Origin of the sequence: Klebsiella variicola (genome assembly GCF_000828055.2) — a bacterium.
GTDB classification, from domain to species: domain Bacteria; phylum Pseudomonadota; class Gammaproteobacteria; order Enterobacterales; family Enterobacteriaceae; genus Klebsiella; species Klebsiella variicola.
In genome coordinates, this window is the sequence record NZ_CP010523.2 from 1473798 (window position 1) to 1485978 (window position 12181).

Consider the following 12181-nt stretch of genomic DNA (forward strand, 5'->3'; position numbering starts at 1 on the left):
TGATGATCGCGGAGTTTGAATCACGCATTCTGGCGCTGATTGACAACATGGTAGACCACGCCAGTGATGATGAACTGTTTGCCGGCGGTTATCTGCGCGGCCACCTGACGCTGGCGGTGGCTGAGCTGGAAGGTGAGGGCGAGCATTCTGCTGAAGCGGTAAACAGTAAGGTCAGCCAGAGCCTGGAGAAGGCCATCAGCGCTGGTGAACTGTCGCCGCCGGACCAAATTCTGGTGCAGGGGATGTGGCATAACCTGTATCAACAGGCGAAAAATCAGGCCTGAGCCATATTGTAGCCCGGGTCAGGCGTCAGCCGTACCCGGGAAATTGCCTGCCCTCATGGTTTTATTTCACCGCTTTTCCCTTCAGCAGTTTTCTCACCCACAGCCGATTCGGATTCAGCGCCGCCAGAGTATCGCTATCCAGCGGCAGCGGTTCACCGCTCATCTGCGCCGCCAGCAGCTCAGCGCTTAACGGCGCGGTGCAAAGTCCGCGCGATCCGAGCGCCCCAAGCATAAACAGGTTGTGACAGACCGGCGCGCGACCGGCGTGATCCTGCTGTTCGTGGAGGCTGGCGTATTGCGTCAATGTTGCCTCATAGTCTGGCACGTTGCCGACCATTGGCAGGTGATCGCGGGTGGCGCAGCGCACGCCGCAGCGGGCAGCATTGGCTCTGATATCCACGTCCAGCGTCCACTCCGCGTTCGGGAAACAGTCGATCAGCCGTTGCCGGTTGTGCTGCTGATCTTCCTCGCTGAAGGTGGTGTCGGTCTTCCCGCGATGGTAGCTGGCGCCAATACAGTGCTGCTGATTTTGCGGATTATGCGGCGTCAGGTAGCCATCGTAGCACAGCACCTGGCGCAGGGCGGAAAGCCGCGGGGTGGTAGGTATATGACTGACCTGGCCGCCAACAGGGTAGACCGGCAGCTGCGCGGTTTGCGCAAAATCCGCGATGCTGTGGCCGTTCGCCAGCACCACCGCCTGATGATTGCGCTGCTGATTGAGCAGCCAGCCATCGCCCACCGCGCTGAGCGTTTCAACGTGATAACCATAGTGCACGTGCAGTCCGCGAGTTGCCGCCAGCGCCAGCAATTCGGCGGTGAGCTGCTGCGGGCACAGCCAGCCGCCGGCCGGATAAGTGATGCCGCCGCAGCCGGTATCGACGCCGGTCAACCCGACAACCTGTTCCGCCGTCACCGCGCAGGCGATGTCCGGGGGTAAATTCAGCGCCAGCATCTGGGCGATTTTGTGCGCGCTTTTTTCATCCCAGCCGAGCTGGGTGACACCGCACCATTGATGATCGAACATCACCGGCAGCGCGTCATACATTCGGCGGGCGAAGGTAAAGGCTGCCGGGAAAAAGCGCGCCAGCGCCGGATCGTGCTGGCTTAACAGCGGATACAGCGCACCCTGGCGATTGCCGGAGGCGCCCTGCGCCGGGGCGTCGTCGGCGCAGTAGAGGGTCACCTGCCAGCCGCGGCGCAGCAGCGCGAGGGAGAGCAGGGCGCTGGCGATCCCGCCGCCGATGATGGCTACCTCGCGGGCATCGCTGCTACTGCGAGCGAACCAGGGGACGCGCGCAGGAAAGCTCAGCGTTTGCGCCATCTCGCCGGTCAGCATCTCCCGCTTGCGGCCGAAGCCTTTGCTTTTACGCATGGTAAAGCCGGCCTCCTGCAGGCCGCGGCGGACAAACCCTGCGGAGGTAAAGGTGGCCAGTGTCCCGTCGGGCCGCGCCAGACGTGCCATGGCATTGAACAGATCCTGGGTCCACATGTCGGGATTTTTGGCCGGGGCAAAGCCGTCAAGAAACCAGGCGTCCACCTGCTGGTTCAGCGAATCATCCAGCTCCCTGGTCAGCTCATTGATATCGCCAAACCACAAATCGAGCGTCACCCGCCCGCCGTCGAGCAGCAGACGATGGCATCCGCCGAAGGCCGACGGCCATTGCGCCTGCAGCTGGTGCGCCCACGGAGCCAGCTCTGGCCAGCGCAGGTGCGCCAGGCGGAGATCCTCAGCCTTTAACGGATATTTTTCAAAACTGATGAAATGTAACCTTTGCAGGGTAACGTCCGGGTTATCACGAACAAAAACGTCAAACGCCTGCCACAGGGTGAGGAAATTGAGCCCGGTACCGAAGCCGCTCTCCGCGACGATCATCAGCGGGCGAGGGTGGCTGGCGAAACGCTCCGGCAGGCGATTTCCACCGAGAAAAACGTAGCGAGTCTCTTCCAGACCGTTGTCATTGGAAAAGTAAACATCGTCGAAATCTCGGGAAACAGGTGTACCCTCAGCGTTGAATTCCAGGTTGGCGGGTTGTATGGCGTTTTGTTTCACGTAAGTTACTCGAATCACAAGGCGTAGCACGATCTTAACGATGTGTGCCTGAGGGCGCAAATTTATACACAAAATGTCTGATCGGACTTGTTCGGCGTACAAGTGTACGCTATTGTGCGACACGAAACTTAAAATAGTGCGACTTACAGAGGTATTTAATGAAACGTGCAGTGATTACTGGCTTGGGCATCGTTTCCAGCATCGGTAATAACCAGCAGGAAGTCCTGGCATCTCTGCGTGAAGGACGTTCAGGGATCACTTTCTCTCAGGAGCTTAAAGATTCAGGGATGCGCAGCCACGTATGGGGCAACGTCAAACTGGATACCACTGGCCTCATTGACCGCAAAGTAGTGCGCTTTATGAGCGACGCTTCTATCTATGCTTACCTGTCCATGGAACAGGCCGTTGCCGACGCAGGTCTGGCGCCGGAAGCATACCAGAGCAACCCGCGTGTTGGCCTGATCGCAGGCTCCGGCGGCGGCTCCCCGAAATTCCAGGTCTTCGGCGCTGATGCCATGCGTAGCCCGCGTGGTCTGAAAGCCGTGGGCCCGTATGTAGTCACGAAAGCGATGGCTTCCGGCGTTTCCGCCTGCCTCGCTACGCCGTTCAAAATCCACGGCGTTAACTACTCCATCAGCTCGGCCTGCGCCACTTCCGCTCATTGTATTGGTAACGCGGTAGAGCAGATCCAGCTGGGCAAACAGGACATCGTCTTTGCCGGCGGCGGCGAAGAGCTGTGCTGGGAAATGGCCTGCGAGTTCGACGCCATGGGCGCACTGTCCACCAAATACAATGACACCCCGGAAAAAGCGTCCCGTACTTATGATGCGAACCGTGATGGCTTCGTTATCGCCGGCGGCGGCGGTATGGTCGTGGTGGAAGAACTGGAACACGCCCTGGCGCGTGGCGCGCACATCTATGCCGAAATCGTCGGTTACGGCGCAACTTCCGATGGCGCGGACATGGTCGCCCCGTCTGGTGAAGGCGCAGTGCGCTGCATGCAGATGGCGATGCACGGTGTTGATACGCCGATCGATTACCTGAACTCCCACGGTACGTCTACTCCGGTCGGCGACGTGAAAGAGCTGGGCGCCATCCGCGAAGTGTTCGGCGACAACAGCCCGGCTATCTCGGCAACCAAAGCGATGACCGGCCACTCGCTGGGCGCGGCGGGCGTACAGGAAGCCATCTACTCCCTGCTGATGCTGGAGCACGGCTTTATCGCGCCGAGCATTAACGTCGAAGAGCTGGACGAGCAGGCTGCCGGCCTGAACATCGTCACCAAACCGACTGACGCTAAGCTGACCACCGTGATGTCCAACAGCTTCGGCTTCGGCGGCACCAACGCCACGCTGGTGATGCGTAAATACAACGCCTAATCAGCATGCGAAGTGCAGAGGGGAGCCACCGGCTCCCCTTTTTCGTTATCTTGACAGGGTAAGGGCCAGCAGGCACACTGCTGGCGGATCCATTAGTCTCTCCACTAATGCGTAAGCGTTTAACGTCAACCAACGCGCCTTAACCCTGATAATCAGGTGGAGGGGGCGTGTCGCTTTGCTCGCCTTACTCTGCGAATCTGGAGTAATGCATGTCCGCAGTTACTGAAACAACATCCCATTCTTCGGCGAATTTTTCGCTTTTCCGTATTACGTTTGCCGTCTTTTTGACCTATATGACTGTTGGTTTGCCGCTGCCGGTGATCCCGCTCTTTGTCCATCAGGAGCTGGGATTTGGTAACACCGTGGTTGGCGTGGCGGTAGGGATCCAGTTCCTCGCCACCGTTCTGACCCGCGGCTACGCCGGGCGCCTGGCAGACCAGTACGGCGCTAAACGCTCCGTCCTGCAAGGGATGCTGGCCTGCGCCCTGGCGGGCGCGGCATGGCTGGCCGCTGCGCTGTTGCCGTTGCCGGTGCTCGCCAGGCTTGGCCTGCTGCTGCTGGGCCGCCTGATCCTCGGGTTTGGCGAAAGCCAGCTGCTGACCGGTAACCTGAGCTGGGGGATGGGGCTGGTGGGGCCGGCCCGCTCCGGCAAAGTGATGTCATGGAATGGCATGGCGATGTACGGTTCGCTGGCGGTGGGCGCCCCGCTGGGATTATTGATCTATAGCCATTTCGGCGTGGCGGTGCTGGCCTGCGTCACCATGGGATTACCGCTCGTTGCCTGGCTTATTAACGGTACCGTGCGCAAAGTGGCGGCTCACGGTGGCGAGCGGCCTTCATTATGGAGCGTCATCGGCATGATCTGGCGGCCAGGCATTGGCCTGGGCCTGCAGGGCGTTGGTTTTGCGGTGATCGGCACCTTCGTTTCCCTCTATTTCGCCAGCCATAGCTGGCCGATGGCCGGCTTTACCCTGACGGCGTTTGGCGGCGCCTTCGTCATGATGCGTATTCTGTTTGGCTGGATGCCGGACCGGTTTGGCGGCGTCAGGGTGGCGATGGTTTCGCTGCTGATAGAGGCGGTTGGTCTGACCCTGCTGGGGCTGGCGCCGAATGCCTGGCTGGCGCTGGCCGGTGCGGCGCTAACAGGATGCGGTTGCTCACTGATTTTCCCGTCGCTCGGCGTGGAGGTGGTGAAGCGCGTCCCGGCGCAGGTGCGCGGCACCGCGCTCGGCGGCTATGCGGCCTTTCAGGACATCTCCTATGGCCTGACCGGGCCGCTGACCGGCCTGCTGGCGACCTCGCTGGGCTACTCGTCGGTGTTCCTTGCCGGCGCCCTCTGCGCGGCGCTGGGGATCCTCGTCACCCTCGTCTCTTTTCGCCGCCAGGGTTAAGTTATTGTCCGGTCTTGCTTGCGGGCAGACCGGACGCCGTCTGTCGCGGCAGATAATACTTCACCTGGAATTCAAACATATTGGTATACAGAATGGAATAATCGATAGGCTGGTGGTGTTCATCAATCGCCTGCGTCTGCATGCGGATAATCGGATCTTTAGCGCTGATATGCAGGAGGGTTGCCAGCTCAGGCGTTGGGAGCACCGGCACTATTGATTCGTAACATCCATTTATTCTTACCCCACATTCGTTTTCTATATATGAAAACTTCGATTTCTTCATATGCGCGATGGTCAGATCGGGAAAACGGGTCGCGGAGAGCCAGGTTTCTTCTAATTGCATGGCAATATTATCGATAAAACGTAATCTCTTAGCATAATATACCGCTTCGCCATGCTGCAATTGCAGTCCACGGGCAATTTCCTCCGACGCTGGCTGTAACTCGAATTTGAGGATCTGGCTGGAGGGCGTTTTCCCCTGATTACGGGCAATTTCGGTAAAACTGTCTAAGTGTGTCACCGACGCCTGGAAATGCTTATTTCTAATCCATGTCCCTGAGCCATGTCGGCGTTCGATTAAACCATCCTCTTCCAGGGTTTTCAGCGCCTTACGTAACGTATTGCGCGAAACATCATAAAGTTCTGCCAACTCTTTTTCGGCCGGCAGAAGATCGCCAATGTTGTAGAACGGGCTATTAATTTTGTTTTTAAGCAAATTGACGATATTTTTGTAAACCACTTTTGAACCTCCACAATCCCTTTGGAAACATGGGCTTGCTAACGTATGTTGTTAAATACAGGGCAAGACGTTCATTTTTTGCTTTGCTTCTGCACCACTTTGGTATGGCTAACTGTGATCAAAACCGCGGTTAAGAAAATTAACAATTATTAAAGTGCTCGTCAATTGAGGTCATAAATAAAACAGGAAGGGGTAATGCAAAATATATTATTAGTGTGTGCGGCGGGAATGTCGACCAGTATGCTGGTGAAACGCATGCTGGAGCAGGCTGAAAATATTAAGGCTCAGGTTAATATCAATGCGCTGGCCATTTCTGAAGCTAAAGAAAAAATTAAGAACAATGAAGTAGATGTCGTCCTTTTGGGACCACAGGTCCGCTTTCAAAAAAAGGAAATAGAAGAGGTGGCTCAGGGAAAAATACCCGTGGCGGTGATTGACATGAAATATTATGGGCAAATGGACGGTAAAGCTGTTCTGGAAAGTGCGCTGGCATTATTGGCAAACCAATAGTTTTCTCATTTATCCCCGTTATCGTGTGGGTACTTTCGTTGCTGCCCTGGGCTGCTGCGGTTAAAAAACACGATGACGTTAATAAATTATTATGAATAAGGGTTCGTCATGAGTTTCATGGATACCTTTGAGCGCGGCATGGAAAAAATCCTCGTGCCTGTCGCGATTAAGTTAAATTCTCAGATCCACGTTTCAGCGATTCGCGATGCGTTTATTCTTTCGTTTCCCATCGTCATGGCCAGTTCGCTGATTATTCTTATCAACTTTGCTATTTTGTCGCCTGACGGATTTATCGCCAGTATTCTGCATTTAGGGACGATATTCCCCCACCTCGCGGAGGCGCAGCAGATTTTCACCCCGGTAATGAACGGTTCGGTCAATATTATGGCGATATTGATCACCTTTCTGGTGGCGCGCAATATGGCGATCAGCTATCAGCAGGACGATCTCCTGTGCGGCCTGACGGCGATCGGCGCCTTTTTTGTGGTGTACACGCCTTATACCATCATTGATGGCCAGGCCTATCTGGCGACCAAATATCTTGGCCCGCAGGGGTTGTTTGTGGCGATTATCGTCGCGCTGATTTCCAGCGAAGTCTTTTGCCGCCTGGCGCGCAACCCAAGGGTGACCATCACGATGCCGGCTGCGGTGCCGCCGGCGGTGGCGCGTTCCTTTAAGGTATTGTTGCCGATCTTCTTCGTGATGATCTTCTTTTCGATCCTCAACTATCTGTTGACGCGTATTTCGCCTAACGGTCTTAACGATCTGATCTATACCCTTATTCAGGCCCCGCTGAAGGATATGGGGACCAACATCGTGACGGTTCTGGTGCTGGGGCTGGTGGCGAATTTCCTGTGGGTGCTGGGGATCCATGGTCCGAACACCGTGGCCGCCATCCGCGAGACCATCTTCTCGGAAGCCAACCTCGAAAATCTCTCCTATGCCGCCTCGCATGGCAGCACCTGGGGAGCGCCGTACCCCATTACATGGACTGGTATCAACGATGCGTTTGCCAACTGCGGCGGGTCGGGTATGACGCTGGGCCTGTTGTTGGCCATCTTTATTGCCTCCCGGCGCAAAGATTATCGTGACCTGGCAAAAATGGCCTTCGTGCCGGGCCTGTTTAACATCAATGAACCGGTGATGTTTGGCCTGCCGATTGTGCTTAACCCTATCCTGGTGATCCCGTTTATTCTGGTGCCGTTTGTGAATTCATTGATCGGTTATTTCTTTATTAGCATGGAGTTTATTCCGCCGATTGCTTACGCCGTACCCTGGACCACGCCCGGGCCGCTTATCGCCTTCTTTGGCACCGGCGGCAACTGGCTGGCGCTGTTTGTCGGCATTCTGTGCCTCGCGGTTTCAACACTCATTTACTTACCGTTTGTGATTGCCGCTAACAAGGTCAATACCGCGGCGGCGACCGACCAGGAGGATGGCGATGTTTGCAGATGAAAGTACGGTCATGGAGTTGCTGATTTATGCTGGTCAGGCGCGATCAGACGCCATGGAGGCGATTGCCGCCTCCCGGCAGCGGGAATGGGGGCGGGCAGCGGATTTGATGGCCAGCTCGGAAGCGGCCTGTCGGGCAGCGCATAAGATCCAAACGGCGTTGATAGGTCAGGACGAAGGCTGCGGAAAAATCGCCGTTAACCTTATTCTGGTGCACGCCCAGGATCACTTAATGACCGCGATGCTGTGCCAGGATTTAGCCAAAGAAATTATTGCCCTGCGCCAGGAGCGCTCTGCCTGATTTACCCGCCTTCAGCCGTTCTGGCTGAAGGCCAATTATAACAATATGTAAAGGTACCCTATGTATTCAAGTCAATTGAAGGTGAGCTTATTGTCTTTATCGGTACTGCTGGCTATTTCGACAAGTGATGTGATGGCGGCTAAATTAACCATTGAACAGCGTCTGGAATTACTGGAGTCTGAACTTTCGGCGAATAAAAAAGAGCTACAAAAAACGCAATCACAATTATCGACCTATAAAGGTAAGGTGGCCGAATTACAAAAAAGTATTAAGGAGAATGAAAAACGTCATGTCACGACGGGTTATCCAACAGCAACGTCGCCGGTGGCGGAAAATATAGCCAATGAAAATAATGAACTGAGTAAAAAAGCGGCCCCGGTGCAGGTGAAAGCCACTCAGCAGGTGGCGGTTATTGATACCGAAGGCCAGAAGCCGAAACTGGAAAGCGTCACCCTGAAGGACATCAGTAAATTTGTTAAAGATGATATTGGCTTTAGCTACCAGGGGTACTTCCGTTCCGGCTGGGGAACATCAAATCACGGATCGTCGCAGACCTACGCCCCCGGCTCGCTGGGTCGTTTCGGTAATGAAATGAGTGGCTGGTTCGACTTAACATTGAATCAGCGGGTCTATAACCAGGATGGCAAAACGGCGAATGCCGTTGTGACGTACGACGGTAACGTCGGCGAGCAGTATAACGACGCCTGGTTTGCTGGCCAGGATACCGACAGCATTTTGCAGTTTAGTGATATTTACCTGACCACCAAAGGTTTTCTGCCGTTCGCGCCAGAGGCGGATTTCTGGGTCGGCAAACATAAACTGCCCGAGTATGAAATTCAGATGCTGGACTGGAAGTCACTGACCACCGACGTTGCGGCCGGGGTCGGGATCCAGAACTGGGCGCTGGGGGTTGGCCAGCTGGATGCGTCCATCAGCAGGAACGACGTCGACGTATATTCACGAGATTTCACACAAACCACTCAGATGAACACCAACTCAGTCGACCTGCGCTATCGCAATATTCCCCTGTGGCAGTCGGGGTCTCTGTCGCTAATGGGCAAATATGCGTTCGCAAATAAAAATGACGAGCAGGAGAGAAACGAGGATAACAACAGCTACTTCCGGTTCAAAGATACCTGGATGGCCACCGCCATTATTCGTCAGGAGCTGGAGCGCAAGGGCTTTAACGAATTTACGCTGCAGGTGGCGAACAACTCGTACGCCAGCAGTTTCGCCAACTTCTCCGGCGCCAGTAACTCCATGGCCAGCGGACGCTATTACTATGGCGATCATACCAACGGCGTGGCCTGGCGTCTGATCTCGCAGGGGGAAATGCATCTCGCCGATCGCATTATCATGGCCAATTCGCTGGTGTGGGCCCATGGCAATGATGTGTATAGCTATGAAAGCGGAGCGCACAGCGATTTCGACAGCCTGCGCGCGGTGATCCGCCCGGCGTGGATATGGGACACCTGGAACCAGACCGGGGTCGAGCTGGGGTGGTTTACCCAGAAAAACAACACCCGTCAGGGCGACGATCTGAAGGAGTCAGCGTATAAAACGACGCTGTACCATGCGCTGAAGGTTGGGCCGAGCCTGCTGGGGTCACGTCCTGAAATTCGCTTCTATGGAACGTATATCAATATTCTCGATAACCAGTTGTCGCAGTTTGCGTTCAACGACGACAGCAAAGATGAGTTTATGGTTGGCGTTCAGGCCGAGGTGTGGTGGTAACCGGCAAATCACTTAACGAGCGCCCGCATGAGGCGGGCGCGCTTTCCTAAGGCGTGGGCTACAGCAGGAGCCAAAGCAGGAGGAGCAGGATCAGCACACCGCCCAGCGCCAGCTGCCACGGCTTAGCGGCCCACGCTCGTTTCGGCGCGGGCTTTTCCTGCGGGATGGCCAGCGTCTCCTGGGCGCGGGCTACCCGCAGCACAAACACCTTATTCAACAGCGCCAGGATCTGCGCTGGGCTCAGCGTCGTCTGCGGGGTGACCTGCCAGCTGCGACGAGCAAAGTCGACAATCTTTTGCCATTCTGCGGCCTCCAGCGGCTGCTTGAGCGCACCCTGCAGCGAGGTGAGCGTGGGCGCGCTTTGCGCACTCAGCGTTTGCCGCGCCTGCAGCCAGTATGAAAGCGGCGTGAAGTGCGTCGCCGGGATAAGCTCTCCGGATTTGACGCCGCAAAGTTCCAGCATGGATTGCCAAATCAGTTTGCTCGGTTCGCCGGTGGCAGCCGCCAGCTTAGTCACCAGCTGATTGAGCGTGTTGTGCTCGGCCGGCAACAGCGGGCGCAGGGTCGGCGGGCGCTGCTGCGGCTGCGGGATCGATAGCTGGCCGCGCTGCAGCAGGTGCAGAATGTTCTCCAGCTGCGGCTGGCTTAGCGCATGCAGCGCCGTTTGCCCATAATGTTGACGAATATAATCGCTGACCGCCTGACGGTTATTGCCCTGACCCAGCAGATCGCTGAGCTGCGCCAGCGTCTGACGATGATGATGATTGTCCTGAGCGGCGGCTAAACGCTGATTGAGACTGGCCTCCGCGGCGCTGAAATGGCAGGCCAGCAGCGGCGTGTCGCCTTTCAGTCCGAGATCATGCTTGACGCAGGCCCACACTTCCGCATTCTGCTGCGAGGTCAGCGCCACCAGGCGCGTGATCAGTCGCTCCAGGACGGTGCGTTGCTGCATGGAAAGCGAAGGTTCGCCGGTGGCGGCAGTGCCTGATGGACCTCGCCCCGGAGGGCGGTCTGGCATATCTGCAAGGGGGTGCGTCATGATTCATCCTTTCGATATCGCGGTGCTGGAACCAGGTGATGAGTATGCCTGGCGGCCAGATTATGGCACACTTCCCCGGTTAACTCTCGTTCTCAGACAGGTACTGAACTGTGAAAATCCTCGTTGATGAAAATATGCCCTATGCCCGTGAGCTTTTTAGCCGTTTAGGCGATGTGCAAGCGGTTCCGGGGCGTCCGGTCCCGGCTGAGGCCCTGACCGATGCGGATGCCTTAATGGTACGCTCGGTCACCCGGGTCAATGAAGCATTGCTCTCCGGTAAGGCCGTTAAGTTCGTCGGCACCGCTACCGCTGGCACCGATCACGTCGATCAGGCGTGGCTGCAGCAGGCAGGGATTGGTTTCTCCGCGGCGCCCGGCTGCAACGCCATTGCGGTGGTGGAGTATGTCTTTTCATCGCTACTGATGCTGGCCGAACGCGACGGTTTCGCGCTGCGCGATCGTACCGTCGGGATCGTCGGCGTCGGCAACGTCGGTGGACGACTGCAAAAACGGCTGGAAGCGCTGGGGATCAAAACGCTGCTCTGCGATCCGCCGCGCGCCGATCGCGGAGACGAAGGCGATTTCCGCTCCCTCGATGCGCTGGTTCAGGAAGCTGATGTCCTCACCTTCCATACCCCACTGTATAAAGAAGGGCCATATAAAACCCTGCATCTGGCGGATGAGTCGCTGATTAGCCGTCTGAAGCCAGGATCGATTTTGATCAACGCCTGCCGCGGACCGGTGGTAGATAACGCTGCGCTGCTGAAACGGCTGGAAGCTGGACAGCCGCTGAGCGTAGTGCTGGACGTCTGGGAGCCGGAGCCGGATCTTAACGTAGAGCTTCTTAAGCGAGTGGATATCGGTACCGCGCATATCGCCGGCTACACCCTCGAAGGGAAAGCGCGCGGGACGACGCAGGTTTTTGAAGCCTACAGCGCCTTTATCGGCCATCCGCAGCAGGTGGCGCTGGATACCCTGTTGCCAGCGCCGGAATTTGGCCGCATCACCCTGCATGGGCCGCTCGATCAGCCGACGCTGAAAAGGCTGGTCCACTTGGTGTATGATGTGCGCCGCGATGATGCGCCGCTGCGGAAGGTGGCCGGCGTCGCCGGTGAATTTGACAAGCTGCGTAAAAACTATCAGGAACGCCGCGAATGGTCTTCGCTGTACGTACAGTGCAGCGATGCGCAGGCGGCGACGCTGTTGCGCCAGCTCGGTTTTAACGCTGTGCATCATCCTGTTCGTTAATGTCTTCTTAATGCCCCTGCCGGATACTCCGGCAGGGCCGCTTTATTTCTGGAGT

The 12181-nt window shown here is 56.6% G+C and carries 11 protein-coding genes; 8 read left to right on the forward strand and 3 right to left on the reverse strand.

Annotated elements, in window-relative coordinates:
• The first annotated feature begins 2 nt into the window (after nt 1-2).
• Nucleotides 3-284 (forward strand): YfcL family protein, encoded by a 282-nt coding sequence (locus SP68_RS07075; protein WP_008803913.1) that lies wholly within the window; start codon nt 3-5, stop codon nt 282-284.
• A 61-nt stretch (nt 285-345) separates the two neighbouring features.
• Here the strand turns inward: SP68_RS07075 and mnmC are convergent, their stop codons facing one another.
• Complete coding sequence (mnmC, locus tag SP68_RS07080; protein WP_022066021.1) at nt 346-2334, reverse strand: bifunctional tRNA (5-methylaminomethyl-2-thiouridine)(34)-methyltransferase MnmC2/FAD-dependent 5-carboxymethylaminomethyl-2-thiouridine(34) oxidoreductase MnmC1; 1989 nt, start codon at nt 2332-2334, stop codon at nt 346-348.
• Between the two features lie 158 nt (nt 2335-2492).
• Here mnmC and fabB point away from each other — a divergent pair, with 158 nt between their 5' ends.
• Entirely contained in the window at nt 2493-3713 is a 1221-nt protein-coding gene (fabB, locus tag SP68_RS07085; RefSeq protein WP_008803915.1) for a beta-ketoacyl-ACP synthase I, read from the forward strand.
• Nucleotides 3714-3922: 209 nt separating this feature from the next.
• Complete coding sequence (locus SP68_RS07090; RefSeq protein ID WP_022066022.1) at nt 3923-5104, forward strand: MFS transporter; 1182 nt, start codon at nt 3923-3925, stop codon at nt 5102-5104.
• Between the two features lies 1 nt (nt 5105).
• Here SP68_RS07090 and SP68_RS07095 read toward each other — a convergent pair whose 3' ends face one another.
• On the reverse strand, nt 5106-5843 hold the full coding sequence (locus SP68_RS07095) for a GntR family transcriptional regulator (RefSeq protein WP_012540966.1): 738 nt from the start codon (nt 5841-5843) through the stop codon (nt 5106-5108).
• A 195-nt stretch (nt 5844-6038) separates the two neighbouring features.
• Between SP68_RS07095 and SP68_RS07100 the strand changes: the two genes are divergently transcribed.
• From SP68_RS07100 to SP68_RS07115, 4 genes are all read left to right on the forward strand, one after another.
• A complete protein-coding gene (locus tag SP68_RS07100) occupies nt 6039-6353 on the forward strand; it encodes a PTS sugar transporter subunit IIB (protein WP_022066023.1) in 315 nt (104 codons plus the stop codon).
• 108 nt (nt 6354-6461) lie between these two features.
• Nucleotides 6462-7808, forward strand: a complete 1347-nt coding sequence (locus tag SP68_RS07105; RefSeq protein WP_012967497.1) for a PTS sugar transporter subunit IIC — start codon at nt 6462-6464, stop codon at nt 7806-7808.
• Nucleotides 7795-8106: a PTS lactose/cellobiose transporter subunit IIA gene (locus SP68_RS07110; RefSeq protein ID WP_022066024.1), complete on the forward strand. Its 312-nt coding sequence runs from the start codon at nt 7795-7797 to the stop codon at nt 8104-8106. Before SP68_RS07105 ends, SP68_RS07110 begins: the two co-directional genes overlap by 14 nt.
• Before the next feature lie 60 nt (nt 8107-8166).
• The gene (locus SP68_RS07115; protein ID WP_022066025.1) at nt 8167-9840 is read left to right on the forward strand and encodes a carbohydrate porin; all 1674 of its coding nucleotides are present in this window, start codon (nt 8167-8169) and stop codon (nt 9838-9840) included.
• Between the two features lie 58 nt (nt 9841-9898).
• Here SP68_RS07115 and flk read toward each other — a convergent pair whose 3' ends face one another.
• The gene (flk, locus tag SP68_RS07120; protein ID WP_048271941.1) at nt 9899-10879 is read right to left on the reverse strand and encodes a flagella biosynthesis regulator Flk; all 981 of its coding nucleotides are present in this window, start codon (nt 10877-10879) and stop codon (nt 9899-9901) included.
• Between the two features lie 110 nt (nt 10880-10989).
• Here flk and pdxB point away from each other — a divergent pair, with 110 nt between their 5' ends.
• Nucleotides 10990-12126, forward strand: a complete 1137-nt coding sequence (pdxB, locus tag SP68_RS07125; protein ID WP_022066026.1) for a 4-phosphoerythronate dehydrogenase PdxB — start codon at nt 10990-10992, stop codon at nt 12124-12126.
• The last annotated feature ends 55 nt before the right edge of the window (nt 12127-12181 follow it).

Excerpts from the sequence above, each read along its gene's own strand:
- SP68_RS07075 (WP_008803913.1), top strand. The coding sequence starts at position 3 with ATGATCGCGGAGTTTGAATCACGCATTCTGGCGCTGATTGACAACATG.
- fabB (WP_008803915.1), top strand. The coding sequence starts at position 2,493 with ATGAAACGTGCAGTGATTACTGGCTTGGGCATCGTTTCCAGCATCGGT.
- SP68_RS07090 (WP_022066022.1), top strand. The coding sequence starts at position 3,923 with ATGTCCGCAGTTACTGAAACAACATCCCATTCTTCGGCGAATTTTTCG.
- SP68_RS07100 (WP_022066023.1), top strand. The coding sequence starts at position 6,039 with ATGCAAAATATATTATTAGTGTGTGCGGCGGGAATGTCGACCAGTATG.
- SP68_RS07105 (WP_012967497.1), top strand. The coding sequence starts at position 6,462 with ATGAGTTTCATGGATACCTTTGAGCGCGGCATGGAAAAAATCCTCGTG.
- SP68_RS07110 (WP_022066024.1), top strand. The coding sequence starts at position 7,795 with ATGTTTGCAGATGAAAGTACGGTCATGGAGTTGCTGATTTATGCTGGT.
- SP68_RS07115 (WP_022066025.1), top strand. The coding sequence starts at position 8,167 with ATGTATTCAAGTCAATTGAAGGTGAGCTTATTGTCTTTATCGGTACTG.
- flk (WP_048271941.1), bottom strand. The coding sequence starts at position 10,879 with ATGACGCACCCCCTTGCAGATATGCCAGACCGCCCTCCGGGGCGAGGT.